Origin of the sequence: Roseibium sp. (genome assembly GCF_051016195.1) — a bacterium.
Lineage (GTDB): Bacteria > Pseudomonadota > Alphaproteobacteria > Rhizobiales > Stappiaceae > Roseibium.
The window spans coordinates 651563-670204 of record NZ_CP134616.1; the positions used below are offsets into that span (position 1 = coordinate 651563).

Sequence of the window (18642 nt, forward strand, 5' to 3'; positions counted from 1 at the left end):
GTTGGGCGCATCGTTCCTGAACAATGACGATTGGTATTAAGGCCGCAGCCTGAGCATAGATCGCAAAAATTTTCATGTCCGCGTGGCTTTCGGCGATCTGCTCGAGACATAGCAATAAGACGGCAGCTGACATGGGGGTATGAATACCGCAGAAAACCTCAGATTGCTGACGCCATCTCGGAAGCGCAGAAAGAGCGCTGATAACCTAACAAAACCTGACATCGCTGAAGCGCAAGCCGAACGCTCAGAACTTAGCAAAGCTGGGGTCAGACCCCTTTTACCTCACGGATGCCGAATGATTGCTCCGAGCCAAAAGCTCAATATATTGCAAATTGCACCAGCGTCTGCTCTAAGTTGTTAGACTTTCGAACTGTAGAACATGAATTGCCATCTGCGAACGTTGATAAAGGTCTAAAAAGTCGATTAACTGAGATGAACTCAATATTCGCTATGATGAAGCTCATTAAGTCAAAGCACCCAACTAGATCTTTAGGTATGTTGAGCTCAGATGAAAGATATATCCGAAGTTTCAATTAATTTTTTGATTGAAGAATACAAGGCGGCCCGTGACGAAATATTGGATCGCAGCCGCTTAGACCAGCAACTCCAACGAAACGGCAACCTCTCGATTATTGCAGTCTTGGGAATTTACTACTCTGGCACCTTTAACATGGACAACCCATTCATATTGTTGGCAGGTTCAGCGATTGCTTTCTATACTTTACTGACACAAGCACGTTTCAAACTCTACGGGATGAGGCTTGGAAGGTATGTCAAATCAATCGAAGACCGCATTCACGCAGGTAGTGACAGTGTCGAGTTGGGTTGGGAAACACAGCTTCAGAAAATCCGCGCCGAAGAAAAAAACCCTCCTTCGAACCTGACCGGAAATTTGATGCGAGTAGTGAAGGGCAAAGGTTATGCGCTCAGCGCAACGCAACTTGATCGAGTTTACTGGTCCGTCGTTTCAATAGCTCTTTTCTTATTGTTTATGTTCGAGCTTGTGTTCAGCCTCCTTTGTTTTTTTCGCCAGTGCCACTAGAGAAGGTGAGCTCGATTGACCTGCCACTGAACTTTCATCCAGTTGCGACTTGAGCCCGATTGGTGTTTACGCCATTCGGCGCAGGTTGAGCAATCGCCCGTCGCGCGGAGCTGTCAGATCGCATAGCGGGTCGGGCGATTGCGGTGGTCAGGGTCCGGGCGTATTCGGCCGGGGTCTGATAGTCCAACGCCGAGTGTGGGCGTTCGGTGTTGTAGTCGGCGATCCAGGCAGTGATCACGACGCGCGCATGAGCCAGGTTGCGGAACATGGTCTCGTTGAGCAGTTCGTCACGCATGCGACCGTTGAAAATCTCGACGAAGCCATTCTGCATCGGTTTGCCCGGCGCGATGTAGTGCCACTCGATCCGATACTCCGAACACCACCGCAAGATGGCGTTCGAAGTCAGTTCCGTTCCATTGTCAGAGACAACCATTCCCGGCTTTCCGCGGCGCTCGATCAAGGCGGTGAGTTCACGCGCCACACGCCGCCCTGAGATCGAGGTGTCCGGGATCGCAGCAAGGCATTCGCGGGTGACGTCATCGACCACATTGAGCACCCGGAAACGCTGACCATTAGCCAACTGGTCATGAACGAAATCCAGAGACCAGCGTGCATTGGGTCGCGCCTCGATCAGAATTGGCACCCGCGTCCCAACTGCCTTGCGTCGGGCCTTTCGCTTGCGCACGGTCAGGCCTTCTTCCCGGTAGAGCCGATAGATCCGGTTGATGCCGGACGGCTCCCCTTCGCGCCGCAACAGAACGAACAGGCGCCGATAGCCAAAGCGCCGTCGTTCATTGGCCAGCTCGCGCAGGCGGCCACGCAACACCGTGTCTGGTGAACGCTGCGCCTCGTAGCGGACCATTTTACGATCCGCCCCGGCAATCCGGCACGCCCGCCGTTCCGAGAGCCCGAGCAGGGACCTCAGGTGCGCGACCGCCTCGCGCTTCACGGCAGGCGTCACCACTTTTTTGAAACCAGCTCCTTCATGGCAGCCAGATCCAGCATTTGCTCGGCCAGAAGCTTCTTCAGCTTCGCGTTCTCATCTTCGAGCGCCTTCAGCCGTTTGGCTTCTGACACTGTCATGCCGCCAAACTTGGCTTTCCAGTTGTAGAAGGTGCCTTCCGACATGCCGTGCTTGCGGCACAGATCGGCGCACTTCGCCCCCGCCTCATGCTCGGCGAGGATCCCGATGATCTGCTCGTCCGTGAATCTTGTTCGCTTCATTGTCCGTCCTCAAATTGGGTCGGACTCTAATCGACAGCGGAGGAAAAATCCCATGGCAGGTCAGCGTCAGTAATAGATCTTGAAAGCGTTTCGCAGCATTTATTCCGAGAACACGCTCTTTGTCGCAATCTGCGTTAGAGCCGATTTCGGGTGTGTCAAAACCAAACTCATGCGGCCTGCCGTCTCCCATTGGCCGCATGGTTTCGCCGTTGCAATAAAATGTATCGCCATCGTAAACGGAAAGCGTTGCACAAATGAGTAAAACGGCACCGTTCAAGACCTCGGCTCCTTATGAGTCACGTTTCCTTTTTCGACGGCTTTAACCAAAAGCCCAAAATCGTTCCTACGGAACCGAATGCCCACTTCTGAGCATCAGGTTCGTAACCTCCTGACAAAATAATGAAGAGAGAACTTCCCAGTACAGCGAGGCTTACAACAACCGACATAATTGCCGACACTGGAATAAACACTGGTGCACTGGCGTGTTCGCCTGGAGAAATATCAAACTGAAAATACCTAGGCCGAGAAAAATACAATAGGAGCAAGAGCCCAATAACAATGATTGCCCAAGGCCAATAGTCCAACAAATGCGTCATCTAGTTCATCCCTCTTGAGCCGCAGTCAGCTATGAAATTCTTCGCCGCACTTGCAAACGACAAATGTTTGCTGACGTGTATCCCTCAAACGCTTTCCACGTTTGAACCCCGCTGGCAGTGCGTCATATCTAAAGTCCGGGCTACTCATGAATGGATAGTCGCTCTCTGAGCACTCAGCTAAACCTGAATGCCCACAGTTCGGGCATGTAATGGTCATCGTCCACCGATCTCGGGCAGCCATCTTATCTATCCTATTTACCCTTCGGCTTTCCAGCCTTCCGACCAGATCCGCCGAATTCGTATTTGTTCATGAGGTGACGCGTCCAGCCGAGTTTTTGCAGAGCTTCAAGCGCTTCTTCGTTGGTCGCATACTGATTGCTTGTCCATGCAAGCCAGGCGTATTCTATCTTTTCTACGGTCTGTCCTCTATCGGGGCTTACTCAAATATTGCAGCCTTAGAAGGCGGACCACTTGATGGTCTTCCCCAGTTTTCAAGTGCTCGTTGCGAATCACGTACACCTTTGTCTATTTCGGCCTGCTGCGCACGACAGTCTTGAGTATCTCGGCACAATACTTTTTCGTCGTATAGTTGCCCCGTCGAACTAGTAGAAGTTGTTGACCGAGATGGCGTATATGTTGAGTAAGTTCGAGGGTAACTTCCAGCGCTATAACCTGCCCCTCCGCTCCTGTAACCAGTTTGCCCAGGGTTACCCAAGTTGTTTATACTAGTACTCGAACTTTGCAGACTAGAATTCAAAGAGTCTACGGCTTTAGCAAGTTCACCACCGCTGCATCCAGCAACAACAAATAGAATTAAAGACGTTCTCAAGCACAACTTCATTTCAACTATCCTTAATTTCCGTCTTCGGTAGCCAGTCTAGCAAGCTCTTTTTTACGGTCATGTTCTAAATTTCGCCTTAGAGATGCAATAGCATAACCATACTTCTTGAGCAGCTCATGCCAAGATGTTTTTGGATCGGCGGCATTCCTGCGCAGCGCCTTAAGTTGCTTCGGATCATCCTTCTGCAAGCTCTGAACCAGAGTTTGTAGACTTGGATGCCAGCCCTGTTTTCGCGCCGCATCCATTCCGGCCTGCGTTCTCTCAGCTGTGAAATCCCGTTCCAGTTGAGCCAGGAATGCAAGCAAATACAACATTAACCTCCCCATGGCCGTATGGGTGTCAATGTTGTCTCGAAGGCTGACGAAGTTGATATCGTTTTCATCGAAAAACTCAACGTTTCGAACTCAACCCGAAAGTGTCCAATACGATATCGAACACTGTACACTTGACTTACTACTTTTGATTGTTTTTAGTTGACTTTGCTGGAAAGAAAATGAGGTGCTGATTATGCATAAGCGTACAGTCGCAGTAATTGTTTCGTCATTAATTATTCTCTCAAACGCTGCTATTGCTAAGGATTACCTTAAGGAGGGTTTTAGTCACAATGATTACAATAATGCCCCTGAAATAAAGGATGGAATTGAAAGAATTTACGCAAGTTATGCTTCCACCGACGGACAGCTCGACAATTGCCCTAAGTTGGGCGTAGATCGTGAAAAAATGAATAAGTGGGCACTATTCGCGTTCAGCGATTTTAAGACCCAAGGTAAAGCAGTCGACGTCGACGTAGAAAATCCAGATCACGAGTATTACTATATTTATAGTTTCTATCGCGCAGAACAAACGTATTTACACGAAAAAGACCCGGAGGCATATCAAGATACTTGTGACGGTCTGCTCAGAGTTTTAAATATTGAAAAGCCTACGGGATACATATTCGAGAAATGAAAACTATTTTGCTTACTTGAAGACAAGATTTTGTCACATGCCTCCAAATGGAAAGGCTGAGTGATTAATCAAAAGACTTAGCGCCAAACTGCGGCGCCCCGGCTATAACTTTCAGTCTAAAGATCGGCCTGTGGATCGCGCCTTTGCTGACGACCTTTCGCGTTCGGTTTTGCCCGCCTAGAGACGGTGGCCAAAATGGTTACGATGCCCATATCGCCCGCATTTTCTCATTTTGATCTGCTCTCTTATCGCTTGGCCCGTCTAGTCGCTGAAAAAGAAGTTCAGCCAAATTCCAATGACAGTCACGACCACTGAAGCTGCAACTGCGATAGCCGACACACGCGTCCATTTTGCAGCTGATTTCTGCGCGTCCGCAGCTGCTAATTGGTGCTCAGAAGCCTCGATTTGAGAATTTGCTACCCTGCGCTGCACAGCGAGTTCGCAGCGCCGAAACCCTAAATCTACGCGTATTCCAGCGTCGGAACTACGCGAAGACGACATGAGAGCTAACTCCTCGTCCAACATTTTCGTCAGGTCGCTAGGCACTTTCCAACTCCCTATTCTTCATCCAATTTTGGTTCTTGCAATGTGCGTTGTTCGGATGTTGTTGGCGGAGGTGAATCGTGTTTGAGGATTGGTTTGATCAGCGCGTGTCCCCAAAGCGGGAAAGTAAAGACTTTCAGTCAGAAGATCTTTTAGTTCAGAGGCTTAGCTCCGCCGTCATCAAATCCAAAACTGCAGCAGGAAGGCAAAAATAGCGCCAGATGCCGCTCCAATCAGCGCACCAGCGATACCAATCCAGCCCGCCAACCGCGTCGTTCTGAACGCTAGCTCTTCCGTTGCCTTCGCGGCCCTTCTTTCACGCTCAAGTGTCGCGAGAGAGACAGCCGTCTTGGTGCGCAATTGATTGGTGGCAATCAACTTGTAGCACATCATCCGATCCAATTCAGCTTCCGACACTTTAGCCATCTTTTCCATTGCTACCATTACACTTTCGGCATCACGGAAGTCTGCTTTCCCAGCAATTAGGAACGTATCCAAGCTTTCACCCTGTGTTTTGATACTCAACTTCGTCAGTCCTTTTTGAGACGCACTCCAGGCCCGCCACCGTTCTCGGGAATGAATTCGACGCCGGCTTCTTCGAGGGCATTTCTGATGGCCGCCTCAACTGCCGGAAGCAGGCCAAGTTTCCCGTCAGCACGGCGTTCTGCTCTTCGTATCGAAGCTACACCAACATTTGCAGCATCTGCGCACGTTTGGGCGCTCCAATCAACGAGTGAGCGAGCGGCACGCAATTGCGCCGGATTGATATGAAAAATATCTTCTGATTTCATATTGATCTCTTTTTGATTTTTTGATATTAAAACTATCAGGAGATATTTAGTTGCAAGCGCCGACAGTTTAAAGGCCTCAAAAATTTTCGTTCGAAACATGTGTGTACAAATTACATATGCAGATGCGTGAATTCATTTTTGCAACTTTTAGTAGAAAATTAACTGTGCCAAGCCGTATTTTGTCGCGTCATTTCAAAATCGAAACGGAAGTGGAAGCCCTCATGTACCAGCAATTTCTCCCCGTCATTCAGGAGCGCAAACCGATGATGACCCAAGCCCATAACCGAGCTGAGACAAGCCGCAATCAAACCGAATTTTCCGAAGCCTATGCATATCTGGGTGAGCGGTCCCCAGATCAATCTGAAGTCTTCAAAGTTGAGCTCGCCCACATCATTTCGACTGTCTCAACAGTTTCCCGAGAAGAGGTTCTTCTGGATCGAATAAAGACGATAAAGACTAATCCGCAACTCCGCGCCTACTGTGAGGCGGAGTGCGAAAAGCTCTTTGGTCACGCTGATTTGGACGCGATCACCGTAGACCAGTTTGAAGCTTTCGATGATCAAACCGGGTGCGTGTTCTTTTACTTTTACTGTACCGGACAGGCAGGATCCCCGGAGGAGCGAAGGGAGAGCGCCCAAAACTGGAAGGATGCAAACGCAGGACTCTACATCAAGAAACTTGCTGAAAAACGCCGTGCAGCGAACTGAGGGGGTAAAGGGTAATGTTGATGTAGAATGAAGAGTTTAAGACGGAGCGTGACTTATTCATGGACTATGGTGAACTGGAAGCCAACGCGTCCAACCTTAGACACCGTATGTCAATCGCAATCGATCTTCTTCTTGATCTGGACTACGTGGACAAAGACGGCAACCGGATACAGAAGTTGGATAACCTTAGCGCTTTGATTTTCACGTCCGAAAAGGCAGCAAAAATTCTGCAAAGCGAAATAGATGAATTCTATAGCAACCACTGTTGCGCCAAGGCCAAAAGCGAATGAACAACGCTGCCCGGAGGGGTTTGCATCACGCAGATACCCAGCCGAAGGGAAAAGGCATCGTGGCCGATTTTTTCCCAGAGATTGAACAGCTCAGCAGTGAAGAAGTGACTCGGCAATTCGGCCTGTTCATGGCAAGGCAAAAATTAGACCGCTGTGTCACATACAGAAAAGCGTCCCCAGGCATGTCCAAGAACCCTTACGAAACACAGACCTTCGTGTATTCATGTGTCGTGAATGGCTGCATGGATATCAGTGAAAGCGTCGCACTCAAAGAAATCGGTGCTGATACCTATTTTGAAGACGTTGTTCCGAAGACTGAGCGCAGTCAGCTAAAGTGGCTGAAATTCTGGCTTCAGTCGGGTGATACGGTCTATGTCTACAAGCTTGACCGTTTCGGCCTCTGCGCACCGCAACTGTTCGAACTCCTGCAATTCTTTAAGGACAAGGAAATCAAACTTACCTGCCTAAAGCAGTCTGGCGAACTGGATGATTTCATTGCGCAGGTGGAGAAGGATTTGGCAAGTCCCGATCCGCAAGCCGGAAACCTTGGTGTCGATCTGCATCATCTCTATGAGATCGAAATTCGGGCGTCGTCCTTGTCCAAGGCATTGGCAAAGGCTGACGAAGAGACAGCGCGGAATGCCGAAACGCTTCAGGCGATGGTGGGCGATTTGCGGCAGCACCTTTCTTTCATCAAACAACAGATCCGCCATGGTCAGCATGAAGCTGCTGTTGGCCGTATCGATAGCATTTCGGCGGATTTCTGATGGGGCAGAAGGCGGCAGCAGCAAAGGTCAAGCTCGCGGTTGCAAACAGCATGCGGGAGGACGTGGAGGCCGTTGCTGAACAAATCCAGTCATAAGAAGTACGTGGACTCAGTTCGGGGCCTAACAGTTCGGGTAATGGGCATTGTGTCACTGTTCCAAAACTTGAAGCCGGACCAAAAGACACTCGCTTTCCTCCAAATTAAGCGAGATATGGGAATTCTTGACTAAGTGAATAAAACAGCGCTCATTTCACGTAAATCGAGCGCTGTTCGTCGCAATATCGACCGAAACTGCAGTTTCCCCCCAAACAAACGTTTCGGATTTACGCGATTCTTCACCAGCATTATATTGCACTCAATGCGAAATGGAGTGCTTTTATGCGAACGGCAAAGTACACGGAGAACTTTCCACTTACGCTTACACGTTGGCAGCGTGAGCAGCTAACCAAGGCTGCTCAAGAGCGCGACATGTCCTGCGCCAAGCTAGTGCGGGTAGCGCTAGGCAAATACTTGTCTGAGCCATCGACCGTCACACAGCGATAACGGATAAGGGGGTGGCTTAGCAAAATGTCATTTATTTTCGGCGGGGATGGTCTCCCTAAGACTCAGCAAGAAGTAACGCGGATGCGTGCCATCGCGAATGCTCTTCGTAAGCGCCGTACGCCTAAAAGCGTTGGTGAGGGTCTGACTGCCCTTGGTGAGGGCGTTGCCTCAGGTCTCTATTTGCGTCAGGCGAACAACGCCGAGAAAGCAGGCCGAGAAGGTGCGAGCGAAGCTTTCAACTCCATCATGTCCGCATTTGGTTCCGGTGGTGGTGATACTGCTTCTGTACCATCTGGTAGCGGGGTGTCGTTCTCTGGTGAGATCCCGGCAGCAGATCTTGAAACTGATCCCGTCAACCGCCGCATCAACCAGGGCTTTGCGGCCTTTGGCGGCGATGAGGGTGGTGCGAACTATGCAGATGCTATTGCGTCCATCGAAAGCGCGGGCAGTGGGGATTATGCCGCTATAGGGCCGGAAACCGGTAAGGGTCGCGCATATGGCCGCTATCAGGTCATGGGCTTCAATGTGGGGCCGTGGACTGAGCAGCATTACGGCAAACGTCTGTCGCCTGATGAATTCCTCGCTAGCCCAGAGGCCCAAGACGCGGTGTTCAATGGCGAATTCGGGTCATACGTCCAGAAGTACGGCAACCCGCAAGACGCTGCTTCTATGTGGTTCACAGGAAAACCAGCCGCAGAAGGTGCCGACCGCGCTGATGTGAACGGCATGACCGGAAGTGGTTACGTCGACAAGTTCAACAAAGCACTCGGTACACAGACCGCATCCCTCAATCCAGCACTTGTGCCCCAGCAGCCCGCGATTGACCCGAAAGGCGTTCTGGCTCAGCGTTTGATTCAAATGCAGGGCGGGCAGGTCTCAGCCAACCCCGTCGCCGAGATGCCCCAGGTTGCACAGGCGCAGCCAAGCCCCGGTGTTCAGCGTGTCGCCCAGGCACAGCAGGGTATGGATCAGCAGACCCAGCAGTTGATTGGACTGGTGAACAACCCTTGGCTTGATCCGGGCCAAAAAGCGGTCGCACAGGCTCTGCTCCAGCAACGCATGCAGGCGAATGATCCGCTCCGGCAGATGCAGCTTGAGAAGGGTCGTCTGGAACTCGAACGGCTTAACGATCCACCGCTGCCGGATAGCGTAAGGGCGTTGGACGCAAGAGCAGTGCGCGCTGGGCTTGAACGCGGAACCGAAAAGTATAACGAATTCATGCTTTCGGGTGGCAAGTCCGGCGTAACAGTAAATGTGGGTGGTGGCCCCGAACTTGGTAAGCTCTCAACAGACTACGGATATATCCGCAATCCGGAGACCGGAGAGCCAATTATCGATCCCGAAACTGGCCTTCCAACAGCCGCACCTGTTCCTGGCTCGCTGGCAGCTCAGAAGCAGGAAACAGCGCAACAGAAAGATGAAATCAAGTCTGGTCAGGCCGAGGTTTCGACGCGTGTTGTTTCGAGTGCGGCAATGCGTTCCCGTGAGGCGGCAGGTCAACGGGACTTCGGCCCATATGGGCAAAGCCTTGTCCAGCACCTTCCCTGGACTGATAGCGCGGAAGTTTCGCGACAAGTCGAGGTTCTGAAAGCGAACGCCAAGATTGAAAACCTTCAAGCGATGCGCGCCGCGTCTCAGACTGGCGGTGCGCTAGGCAGCGTCACAGAAAAAGAAAGTGCAATGCTTGCTGACAAGGCGGGGGCGCTGGACCCTTCGAGCCCTAACTTTCTGCGCGATCTTGACGACTACGAACTGACTTTGCTGCAAGTGATTCATGGCTCCGAAGCCGGTTTGCAGATCTTCAATAGCTCTCGACAGGCTGCGCCAGAGTTGAGCGTTGACGACCTTTTGCAGATGTACGGGGGGCAATGATGGCGGATCTGAACCAACTGGAAACTGCTCTGCGAAATGCTCACAAAGCTGGTGATGTTCCCGCAGCGCGGAAGCTTGCTGCCGAACTCAAACGCTTTCGTCAGGCGTCTTCCAATGCATCTCCTGATATTCCTGACGGTATGGTTTTCAATTCTGAAACCGGGCAATACGTTGATACGGCTGCGGCTGCTGAGCGCCAAAATCAGGGTCTTATGGGCCAGCTCGGTACAGCTGGTGCCGCAGCGATGGAAGGTGTTCCTATTGCTGGTGCATACATGCGCGATGTTGCTGGTATGGGTGATCCCGTCCAAAGGGAAATCGCTTCAAGGCGAATGGACCAGTTCTCCGAAGAGCGCCCGCTTACGTCTACCGGCCTTCAAGTTGCCGGTGCAGTGGCCGGTGTTGCTCCGGCTGTTGCCGCAGCGCCCGCTGTGTTTGGTGCTGGTGGCGGTGGCCTTCTTGCGAACAGTTTGGCGTCTGGAGCTTCTGGAGGTGTAATAGGTGCAGCCGACGCCGCCGCAAGGTCTGACGGTGACTTGAAAAGAACCGCAGGTGGCGCGGGAGTCGGTTTTGGCTTGGGCGTGCTTGGACCTTCAGTCGCTTCGGGGGCAAATTCCGTCGCAAACCAAATCGTAAGAGCACTTTCAAGCAAATCGGACAAGGCCGCGCGCGGCGCTGATAGCATCATTTCCAGGGCCCTCGCAGCTGATGGCATGAATATTGACGATGCAGCCGCCCGTCTGAATTCTATGGGGCCTGATGCGCTTCCTACCGATCTTCCGCAACTCCAGCAGTACGCAGAAGGATTGGCCGCGATTCCCGGCAATCCCCAAAAGCAAGTCGCTGATGTTCTTAGAAGCCGTGTAACCGGTTCAGGCGATAGGATCACGGCATCTGTAGATAAGGCGCTCGGACAGCCTGTTAACACTCTGAAATCAGCGGATGACATCATTGCGCAACGCAGCGCTGTGTCAGGTCCGCTGTATGAGGCATCTCGTTCTAAACCAGTCCCGTTTTCGAAAGAGCTTGAAGACCTTTTGGCGCGTCCTGCAATGAAGCAAGCGCTGGGCCGAGCTCAGACGTTGGCGGCAAACGAAGGCATTCCATCCCAACAGTGGTTTATCAACATCGCAGATGATGGTGCAGCATCTATCCGCAACGTTCCCGATGTCCGCCAGCTTGATTATACCAAGCGCGCACTTGATGACATGATCACTAGCGCGGGTGCTCATACGAATGAAGGTCGCATTCTTGTTGGCCTGAAAAAGCAACTCACAGGTATCATTGACGATGCCGTCCCAGAGTACGCGAAAGCCCGTAAAGCGTTCGCTGGCCCGTCTGGCGTACTGAAGGCGATGGAGGGTGGCAAGGCCGTCTTTAAGAACAGCCAAACACCCGAACAGATCCGCCGCACTATGGCCGGAATGAATGAAGGCGAGCGTGAAGCATATACCCAGGGCGCGCGTGCAGCGATTGCCGATATCATGGGAACCGCTCGCAACGACGCGAACGCAGCCAAAGCGCTCTTTGATCGCGGCTTTAACAAGGAGAAGCTCTCCATCCTTGTTGGCGAAACAGAGGCGGCGCAACTGCTGAAACAGCTGGACCTTGAGCGCACCTTTACGCAAACGCGCAATCAGGTGACGGGCAACTCCCGCACAGCTGCAAGGCAGCAAATTATCAATCAGCTAACCGGAAAATCAGACGGGCCTGGAGCTGTGCGGAGCGCGATGAACTTTAATATGGGGGATGCGATTTCAACGGTTGGCGAACGTGCAGCTCGCGCATTCAATGCGCCAGGTCTTGAGCGTCGAAATGAAGCGCTTTTTAGGGCCTTACTTGACCGCGCCGACTTCTCGCGCGCACAGGCCAGAATTAACGCGCCCTTCGAGGCAAGGCTGGCTCCAGAGCGTGACGCAATCGTGCGCGCACTCATGGCAACGCAAGGGGTTAACCCTTGAATATGATCAACATTCCACCGGCTGATAATGCCAACGGGAAAATGATGCCTGCAAGGTGCACAAGTCGAGGCTTCTCCCCACGCTTTTCAGAGAGATTGGCGTGGTAAAACCCGTAGAGGCACATAACCGTGAGGCTGTTTCCCAGAAGCACGGCGACAACAATTTTCCAAAAAGCAACGTCATCCATCGGTCAACCATACAGAGAAACACGGATCGAGAAAAGCGAGAGCAACCATGATTGAGCAAGACGAACAGCAAAAGCAGGCGATGAAAGTTAAGCTTGATAACTTCAGCCGCATCATGGGCATTCAGGCTACGGTTGTGCGTCGTGAATTCCTAGAACTCGCAATTCAAAGCAAGATGGAAGGCGACCCCAGGGACATAGCTGATCAGTTCCTTGACTACGTTTTGGGAGACTATATCGGCCCCCGTTGCGAAGTCCTTGAGACGATGGCTGTGATGGAAAGCGCTGGAAACGATGGCGATGCAGATGCTTGCGCCCCTGCTGACACCCCATTGAATTAAATCAGGAGAATTCGATGAGTGCGACCCTGAGACGGCTTTCAAAGCTGGAAAACAAGTTGAAGGGAAATCGTGGTTTGCCGACACGTGTTTTTCGCATCGTCAGCGGTGGTCAGTCAGATGATGAAATCCATGGTTGGCTAAAGGATCAGGGCTATCAGTTCATTCCGCATTCGGATCTTTTGATCAATCGGAGATTAGTGGGCGTGGGTGAGCGCGGCCCGCTAGCAAGTAAATCCACCTTAAGGCTCTTGTCAGTGAGCGAGGCAGTTTGGTGACAAGCATTTCAAACAGGCTCGCCAAGCTGGAAAAGCGTATTATCGGAGACGATGTCCGTCCATCGCATTTCATTCTATTGACCGTTGGAAGGCGGTCTAAGGACGAAACAAACCGGTTCCAGAGCGATCAAGGATATGACCTTGACGACGAAACGATGCTTATAAAGCTTTGCGCTTTTGAGCCAAGTCCAAACGGACCTGTGAAATCCTGCATTCCTCTGGAAATCATTTCTAGCAGTCTGGAATCCTCTCATGCCTAAAACAGGCGGTGCCCGTGCTGGTGCCGGTCGCCCTCCAGGGGCCACGAACAAAAAGAGTGCGGAAATCCTTGCAGGAGCGGTAAAGCAGGGCGTGACGCCGGTTGAGTACATGCTGTCGGTGATGCGGGACAAAAGCGCTGAAGCGAAGGATCGTGCCTGGGCAGCGGAGAAAGCTGCACCGTACATTCACGCGCGCCCAGCACCAATGGCAAACCGCATTGAAATCAAACTGCCGGACACATCAACAATTGACGGGATCAAAGACGCGTTGGCCGCGGTCACGAAGGCTGTGTCCGCGGGTGAGGTCGCGCCATCAGAGGCGCAGGGAGTCGTGTCAATCCTGGAGGCTCAGAGAAAGGCAATTGAGACAGGCGAGGTATTAGAGCGTCTGGAAGCTTTAGAGGCGAGTTGGCAAAAAGCGTAAAGGCCCACTCTCCGCCAGAGCGCCTGGGTCATTCGGTTTCGTAGTAGCGAAGTTTGCGCTGGCAACGCTTCCACCTTTGAACGGCGCCGCACAGGATTGCAGATCCACTTAGTAATCGATCATGCCAAACCTCTAATTGGAGCCCCAAAACGGTCCTGGCCTCATAGGGAACGACGTAGTCTGGCCTATGGCGTTTGATCAGAACGTCCAGTTCAAGTGCTGAGCATTTCATGCACTAGAGCGTATTGCAGTTCGCAACGAGGCTGTTGCCGCGCTTCCTGTATTCCGCCAGCGTTGCAATCTTGATCAGCTGAGGCGCCACTCGCGAGTCCTTATTGCCAATTCGTGCAAATGGAGGCCAGATCTGCTATTTTAAATTGTGCATAGTCCGAGGTACGCCACAACGTGAATTTCAAAGCATATTTTGGCAGGAGGATTTCATGTCTCATTTCTTGAAGGTAATTCTGGCATCTTTTGCGATTTTGTCTGCCGCCTATTCTGTTAACGCACAAGACACTCGTGTTTACGAAGTTCGGTTCAATCCTATCATGAAGCCTGACGGGGTCTACGAATTCATTAATGAGTGCGCAGCAAATGAGTGGTGCAAAGACGTCGTGAAAAGGGTTGCCGAATACTACGGAGTTTCACCGGCAGCTGTCGACGCCGCGGCGACGGTCTTAGAGGCTACTTACAACAGAGAAGGCGAAGAGACCCGCTTCTATCTAAACGCTGATTCGAGCGGAGACATGCGAGCGTTCTGCCGAGCAACGCTTGAATTTGACAGTGTAGCAGGTCGAAAAACGCCTTCGTTTTCAATCGCGATATCAGCTGGAGCGCTGCGTATATACGGTCAAACCCCGAAGTTACAGATTGGTGAAGGTAGAACTTGGATAGATGCCGTTTTGGTTGTCGAAGACGTCCCGAGGCCTCAGCTGGAGGATTTGGTTCGGCGCGGGCGTTGCACTATTCCAATCGAATCTGGCAACGAGATTGTCTATCACTGCAAGGGGCGCGCTGAAGGAGGAAGACCGAAGTGTAGCGGACAAAATTTTTGAAATCTGTTGCAGTTCAGCCTCTCCGATGGTGCTCAGTGGTCGATGTAGAGTGCCTGAAATGGGCCGCGGATGGTTGTCTGCCCTAGATTAATGTCATCGGCATCCCTAAACTCTGCGATGCCTCCTTTGAATTCCACCAGCTTTATCACCTCGATGCTATCGACCGGGCTATAGTCCATGTCGTCGAATCCACCGGTGACAACCGGCAGATGCTGCGGAAATGTCTTGAGCTTCTCAATGAGCTCGGCGACAGAGATAGTTTTTGCTTCCGGCATCAGATCGCTCCTATCGGCTGCAGTTCGCCCAACGACGATAATACCCGCCGGAGTATTTTGGCCAGTTACACGCCATACCGCGAGAGGCAAGCAGTTGCGCGATATCCTTGTCACCGACAAAACACTGCGCATCGACACTGCCCCACGATTTCTTTGGCGATCGACCGTCGCAGGGAGTGCCCATGCCTACGGGATATCAGGTAACGGTCTAAGACCATATGGCAGCGAGCAATAGTTCCTTCGACAGCGACCCTCTGGTGTGTTCTTTGGAGGCGTGTCGACACCGCAGAGCCTGATGTTCATGGATGGGCTTATAAGCCGGAAGGTATCGCCGTCCTCGATGTGTTCAAATTTGTTCCGATACACATTTCGTAAACCTGAGCCGACGTTTCAATCGACATGCTGGAAATCCACAGGGTCTAGACAAATAGGCACGAGATGCGGAAGTGGGCACATAAGTAGGCACAATGTTTTATTCTGAAGTTTTGATTTTTTTATTCAATAACTTACCTACTTAATAAGACGGACCCTCTCTCCGCCAGTCTGTCAACCTGTACCGTGCAGGCAGCCATGACATTCCAGCACATATTCGACGACCTGCCCTCCTTTCGAGGTCATTTCTAAGCGGCGCAAATCGTTCCCGTCCGAGACCCGTGTCAAAACCGGTGCGCGCATGGTGCGCGGGCGATGTCGAGCTTGTCGAAAAGCTCGGGCGAAACGACCCCTGTCCTTGCGGCTCAGGCAAGCGCTACAAGCAGTGCTGCCTCAAGAGCGGCAAATTCGACGGCAGCAACAGAAATCACTACTTTCAGAGAGCGCCGGTAGCCCGGCGCTCTTCGCTTCCGCCAGCGTCGCCTTCACCCGCACTCAGCCAGAACAGCGTCTATCCGCGATCAGACCGCGTCCAGTTCCATGTGCATGTTTGCCGCCACCTGGCGGACCCACGGCTCTCCGGCGATGTCAGTGCGCGAGGCAACGGGGCCAAGCCCGGGGAGGCGTCCACATGCACCCAGGACGGCCCACCGCTCTTCCCCAGCCGCTTGCCTGCAAGATCCAGGTCGTCGATCACGCCGCGGCCCGTGGTGCCAGCCGTCAGGACAAGGGCGGCATTTGTCAGATCCGGCATCAGGCCCGTGTCCATGCAGCCACTTTCAAGGACAGCAATGCTTTCAAACGGAAGGCCGAGAATGTGCGCGCTCTTGGGCACCGAAACATGCGCATCGGCCGAGGCCACCACCCGCTTCGCCCCGTGCTCGCGGGCGCACTTGATCTCCCCCCAGGCGTTGGGGTTCTGTTGCTGCCAGGGGCGGGGCACGGTGCCTTCGCAGGTGAGGGCTCGCGGCACATCACCGGGATCAATGAGTTGCACGTGACGTCCTTTTGCAAATGCACGTTCATCCCTGCCTCAACGAGAGGGGATGCTTTTTCCGGCCCGAGATCAAGGCTGGAGCCATTGCGGCGGGCATACACCCGAATCTGTGAAAACAGCTGCACACACCGAGATCCCGAAGAGCAGATGCCGGAGCGTCCGTTCGCCGTCACGCCGCAGCGACCTCGTTCAGGAAATCCGCGACCGCGCTGTTGAGTGTCTTGAGTTTCGCCGAGGCCTCCCGCGTTGCCTCATCAACGGTGCGGGCAGACGTGGACGTTACTTCGACGGCGGAGCTGACGTTGGACATGTTGTCGCTTGCGGCGGTCGTGCCGCTCGACGCTTCCGCAGCGCTCCGGCTGATTTCTCCCGTCGCCGCGTCCTGCTCCTGAACTGCGGCAGCGATGGTTGCCGTGTTCTCGTTGGCCATGACCATGATTTCGGCAACACCCTGAATGGCCGCAACGGCCTGTTCCGTCGCGGCCTGGACTTCGGAGATCTGATTGGAGATATCATCCGTTGCCTTGGACGTTTGCGTTGCCAGTTCCTTCACCTCGGCAGCGACAACGGCAAACCCCCTGCCTGCCTCGCCCGCTCGCGCAGCTTCAATCGTTGCGTTGAGCGCAAGCAGGTTCGTCTGTTCAGCAATTCCCTGGATGAGGTCGATCACCTCGCCGATACGGGCAGAGCCTGACGACAGCATTTCCATTTTTTCCGTGCTGATCTTCGTCCGGCCGGTCGCATCGGAAATCACCCTGGTGGTTTCTTCCACGCGGCGCCCGATCTCGGAGATTGAAGACGACAGCTCCTCGGTTGCGGCGGCGACTGTCTGGACGTTGCCGGAAGCGCGCGTTGTCGCCGTTGCCGCATCAGCGACTTCTCCAGCTGCGGTCCCGGCGGTTTTCATCAGGTCAGACGCGTTTGTCTGCATGCCGTCCATCGAGGCTTCAACAGCAGCAATGATGTCCGATGACTGTTCCCTGAAACGGGCGATGAGGGTTTCAATGCGGTGTTGCCGTTCGCCGCCCTGCCGCTCTTCCTCATCCCGCGCACTGGCAAGGCGGGCCTGTTCGGCGACGCCATCGCGGAAGCCGGCAATCGCCGAGGCGATCTCGCCGATCTCATCTTTCCGCTTCGCCTCGGCGAACGCAACATCGACGTCCCCGCCTGCAAGCCTGACGGCGCTTTGAACCAACTGGCCGCTGGGCACCGTGATCGCGCGCGCGGCAACCAAACCGACCCCCATCATGATGACCAGGATGACGGCACAGATAACGGCGATCTGAACACCCAGTTGCCTGGCCGGCAACAAGACTTCCGATGCTGCTTCAGCCGCAACAACAGCCATCTTGGTCCCCTGAAATTCAAGCGGTGCAGAGGCAGCGATGAAGGTCTGCCCGCGAAACCCGTCAAGGCGGCCATGACCGACTTGCCCGGAAAGGGCAGCGGTGACGACATCACCGTCCAGACGCGCCTTCAGGATGTCGTTTGAATCGGGTGTCTTTGCGGAGTCGTTCTGATAAAGCCTGTCCGGTCCGATCAGGATGGCTTCCCCCGTCTCCCCAAATCCGGATGGATCCGACATGACGGCATTGATGTTGTCGATCGGCATCTGAAAGACCAGAACACCGAGCGTTTCACCATCGCGCGTGACAGGAGCCGAAACGAAACTCGCGGGTGCGCCGGCGCTCGGCGCATAGGGCTTGAAGTCGAAAAAATGGAAGCTATCACCGTCGCCGTTCAGAGCCGCACGAAACGCGTTGCCGAGGTCCGAGTCCCGGTATTCGCCGGTCATGAGATTTGTTGCGAAATCCAGTTCCTTGAAAACCGTATAAATCAGCGACCCATCCGGCGAAAACAGGAAAATGTCATAATAGCCGCGGGTCTTGAGCATTTTGCGGAACCAGCGGTGATACCGCTCATGGGTGACGTCATAGGGCGTCTCTCCGGCACTCGACAGAGCATCCTTTTCTCCGAGGGGATGCGGATTGTCGTGAATATACGCCTTCTGGAGAACCGCCGTCGGATTGCCGTCAATTGTCTTCCAGGCGCTTTCAAAATCGAAAAGAGCAGCGCTGACCAAAGGGCTCGCGGCAGTAACGGTCAGATCCTGCCCGATACCTTCAAGGTAGTTCGAAAGGCCCGCTGAACGGGCACTAGCCAGAGCAGTCAAGCGTTCGTCCGCCTGTTTTTCGATATTCGAAACGCTGAACCAGTAGGCCAGAGCCCCCACAAAGACGGCGGCCAGAACGGCACAGCCAGAAATGATTGCCGGCAGGCGAAAACTCAACTTTGAAAGATAACGAGTCATCTGATGATTCCAAGTAATATTTGT

19 protein-coding genes and 1 pseudogene are annotated in these 18642 nt (G+C 53.2%); 12 read left to right on the plus strand and 8 right to left on the minus strand.

What is annotated here, in order from left to right; translation table 11 throughout:
* Positions 1 to 508: 508 nt before the first annotated feature.
* Positions 509 to 1042 (plus strand): hypothetical protein, encoded by a 534-nt coding sequence (locus RDA78_RS02965; RefSeq protein ID WP_434053882.1) that lies wholly within the window; start codon positions 509 to 511, stop codon positions 1040 to 1042.
* A 34-nt stretch (positions 1043 to 1076) separates the two neighbouring features.
* Here the strand turns inward: RDA78_RS02965 and RDA78_RS02970 are convergent.
* The 3 genes from RDA78_RS02970 to RDA78_RS02980 form a co-directional block, all read right to left on the minus strand.
* A protein-coding gene (locus RDA78_RS02970) for an IS3 family transposase (RefSeq protein WP_434053883.1) occupies positions 1077 to 2266 on the minus strand; the annotation gives its coding sequence in 2 pieces (ribosomal slippage) (positions 1077 to 2014 and positions 2014 to 2266; 1191 coding nt in all).
* Positions 2267 to 2562: 296 nt separating this feature from the next.
* A complete protein-coding gene (locus RDA78_RS02975; protein ID WP_434053884.1) occupies positions 2563 to 2862 on the minus strand; it encodes a hypothetical protein in 300 nt (99 codons plus the stop codon).
* 852 nt (positions 2863 to 3714) lie between these two features.
* Positions 3715 to 4074: a recombinase family protein gene (locus RDA78_RS02980; RefSeq protein WP_434056093.1), complete on the minus strand. Its 360-nt coding sequence runs from the start codon at positions 4072 to 4074 to the stop codon at positions 3715 to 3717.
* A 136-nt stretch (positions 4075 to 4210) separates the two neighbouring features.
* Between RDA78_RS02980 and RDA78_RS02985 the strand changes: the two genes are divergently transcribed.
* Positions 4211 to 4651, plus strand: coding sequence for a hypothetical protein (locus RDA78_RS02985; protein ID WP_434053885.1), 441 nt, complete (start codon positions 4211 to 4213; stop codon positions 4649 to 4651).
* Between the two features lie 723 nt (positions 4652 to 5374).
* Here RDA78_RS02985 and RDA78_RS02990 read toward each other — a convergent pair.
* A complete protein-coding gene (locus tag RDA78_RS02990; protein ID WP_434053886.1) occupies positions 5375 to 5719 on the minus strand; it encodes a hypothetical protein in 345 nt (114 codons plus the stop codon).
* 5 nt (positions 5720 to 5724) lie between these two features.
* Complete coding sequence (locus RDA78_RS02995; protein ID WP_434053887.1) at positions 5725 to 6084, minus strand: transcriptional regulator; 360 nt, start codon at positions 6082 to 6084, stop codon at positions 5725 to 5727.
* A 23-nt stretch (positions 6085 to 6107) separates the two neighbouring features.
* Between RDA78_RS02995 and RDA78_RS03000 the strand changes: the two genes are divergently transcribed.
* The 9 genes from RDA78_RS03000 to RDA78_RS03040 all read left to right on the plus strand — a co-directional run bounded on the left by RDA78_RS03000 (position 6108) and on the right by RDA78_RS03040 (position 14663).
* Complete coding sequence (locus tag RDA78_RS03000) at positions 6108 to 6692, plus strand: hypothetical protein (RefSeq protein ID WP_434053888.1); 585 nt, start codon at positions 6108 to 6110, stop codon at positions 6690 to 6692.
* A gap of 59 nt (positions 6693 to 6751) precedes the next feature.
* A complete protein-coding gene (locus RDA78_RS03005; protein ID WP_434053889.1) occupies positions 6752 to 6982 on the plus strand; it encodes a hypothetical protein in 231 nt (76 codons plus the stop codon).
* Entirely contained in the window at positions 6979 to 7749 is a 771-nt protein-coding gene (locus RDA78_RS03010; protein ID WP_434053890.1) for a recombinase family protein, read from the plus strand. The genes RDA78_RS03005 and RDA78_RS03010 overlap by 4 nt, the downstream gene beginning before the upstream one ends.
* A 623-nt stretch (positions 7750 to 8372) precedes the next feature.
* Positions 8373 to 10163, plus strand: coding sequence for a hypothetical protein (locus tag RDA78_RS03015; RefSeq protein ID WP_434053891.1), 1791 nt, complete (start codon positions 8373 to 8375; stop codon positions 10161 to 10163).
* Positions 10163 to 12124 (plus strand): hypothetical protein, encoded by a 1962-nt coding sequence (locus tag RDA78_RS03020; protein WP_434053892.1) that lies wholly within the window; start codon positions 10163 to 10165, stop codon positions 12122 to 12124. The genes RDA78_RS03015 and RDA78_RS03020 overlap by 1 nt, the downstream gene beginning before the upstream one ends.
* A 234-nt stretch (positions 12125 to 12358) precedes the next feature.
* Positions 12359 to 12649, plus strand: coding sequence for a hypothetical protein (locus RDA78_RS03025; RefSeq protein ID WP_434053893.1), 291 nt, complete (start codon positions 12359 to 12361; stop codon positions 12647 to 12649).
* A 14-nt stretch (positions 12650 to 12663) separates the two neighbouring features.
* Positions 12664 to 12924 carry a hypothetical protein gene (locus RDA78_RS03030; RefSeq protein ID WP_434053894.1) on the plus strand — a complete coding sequence of 87 codons (261 nt, stop codon included), beginning with the start codon at positions 12664 to 12666 and terminating at the stop codon, positions 12922 to 12924.
* Between the two features lie 252 nt (positions 12925 to 13176).
* Positions 13177 to 13608, plus strand: a complete 432-nt coding sequence (locus tag RDA78_RS03035) for a hypothetical protein (RefSeq protein WP_434053895.1) — start codon at positions 13177 to 13179, stop codon at positions 13606 to 13608.
* Between the two features lie 440 nt (positions 13609 to 14048).
* Positions 14049 to 14663: a hypothetical protein gene (locus RDA78_RS03040; protein WP_434053896.1), complete on the plus strand. Its 615-nt coding sequence runs from the start codon at positions 14049 to 14051 to the stop codon at positions 14661 to 14663.
* 32 nt (positions 14664 to 14695) lie between these two features.
* On the opposite strand, the gene RDA78_RS03045 is transcribed toward RDA78_RS03040, so the two are convergent.
* Positions 14696 to 14938: a hypothetical protein gene (locus RDA78_RS03045; protein ID WP_434053897.1), complete on the minus strand. Its 243-nt coding sequence runs from the start codon at positions 14936 to 14938 to the stop codon at positions 14696 to 14698.
* A gap of 665 nt (positions 14939 to 15603) precedes the next feature.
* On the opposite strand from RDA78_RS03045, the pseudogene RDA78_RS03050 reads away from it, so the two are divergent.
* Positions 15604 to 15681 (plus strand): annotated as a pseudogene (locus RDA78_RS03050) (SEC-C metal-binding domain-containing protein); the annotation flags it as partial.
* A 140-nt stretch (positions 15682 to 15821) separates the two neighbouring features.
* Here the strand turns inward: RDA78_RS03050 and RDA78_RS03055 are convergent.
* Together RDA78_RS03055 and RDA78_RS03060 are read right to left on the minus strand one after the other, a co-directional pair.
* Positions 15822 to 16307: a hypothetical protein gene (locus RDA78_RS03055; protein WP_434056242.1), complete on the minus strand. Its 486-nt coding sequence runs from the start codon at positions 16305 to 16307 to the stop codon at positions 15822 to 15824.
* 169 nt (positions 16308 to 16476) lie between these two features.
* On the minus strand, positions 16477 to 18618 hold the full coding sequence (locus tag RDA78_RS03060) for a methyl-accepting chemotaxis protein (protein WP_434053898.1): 2142 nt from the start codon (positions 18616 to 18618) through the stop codon (positions 16477 to 16479).
* Between the last annotated feature and the right edge of the window lie 24 nt (positions 18619 to 18642).

Bases quoted from the DNA above. Each gene is read 5' to 3' on its own strand.
- RDA78_RS03040 (WP_434053896.1), top strand. From the start codon at position 14,049: ATGTCTCATTTCTTGAAGGTAATTCTGGCATCTTTTGCGATTTTGTCT.
- RDA78_RS02985 (WP_434053885.1), top strand. From the start codon at position 4,211: ATGCATAAGCGTACAGTCGCAGTAATTGTTTCGTCATTAATTATTCTC.
- RDA78_RS03020 (WP_434053892.1), top strand. From the start codon at position 10,163: ATGGCGGATCTGAACCAACTGGAAACTGCTCTGCGAAATGCTCACAAA.
- RDA78_RS03015 (WP_434053891.1), top strand. From the start codon at position 8,373: ATGCGTGCCATCGCGAATGCTCTTCGTAAGCGCCGTACGCCTAAAAGC.
- RDA78_RS03035 (WP_434053895.1), top strand. From the start codon at position 13,177: ATGCCTAAAACAGGCGGTGCCCGTGCTGGTGCCGGTCGCCCTCCAGGG.
- RDA78_RS03045 (WP_434053897.1), bottom strand. From the start codon at position 14,938: ATGCCGGAAGCAAAAACTATCTCTGTCGCCGAGCTCATTGAGAAGCTC.
- RDA78_RS03060 (WP_434053898.1), bottom strand. From the start codon at position 18,618: ATGACTCGTTATCTTTCAAAGTTGAGTTTTCGCCTGCCGGCAATCATT.
- RDA78_RS03010 (WP_434053890.1), top strand. From the start codon at position 6,979: ATGAACAACGCTGCCCGGAGGGGTTTGCATCACGCAGATACCCAGCCG.
- RDA78_RS03005 (WP_434053889.1), top strand. From the start codon at position 6,752: ATGGACTATGGTGAACTGGAAGCCAACGCGTCCAACCTTAGACACCGT.
- RDA78_RS03030 (WP_434053894.1), top strand. From the start codon at position 12,664: ATGAGTGCGACCCTGAGACGGCTTTCAAAGCTGGAAAACAAGTTGAAG.
- RDA78_RS02965 (WP_434053882.1), top strand. From the start codon at position 509: ATGAAAGATATATCCGAAGTTTCAATTAATTTTTTGATTGAAGAATAC.
- RDA78_RS03000 (WP_434053888.1), top strand. From the start codon at position 6,108: ATGCGTGAATTCATTTTTGCAACTTTTAGTAGAAAATTAACTGTGCCA.
- RDA78_RS02995 (WP_434053887.1), bottom strand. From the start codon at position 6,084: ATGTTTCGAACGAAAATTTTTGAGGCCTTTAAACTGTCGGCGCTTGCA.
- RDA78_RS03025 (WP_434053893.1), top strand. From the start codon at position 12,359: ATGATTGAGCAAGACGAACAGCAAAAGCAGGCGATGAAAGTTAAGCTT.
- RDA78_RS02975 (WP_434053884.1), bottom strand. From the start codon at position 2,862: ATGACGCATTTGTTGGACTATTGGCCTTGGGCAATCATTGTTATTGGG.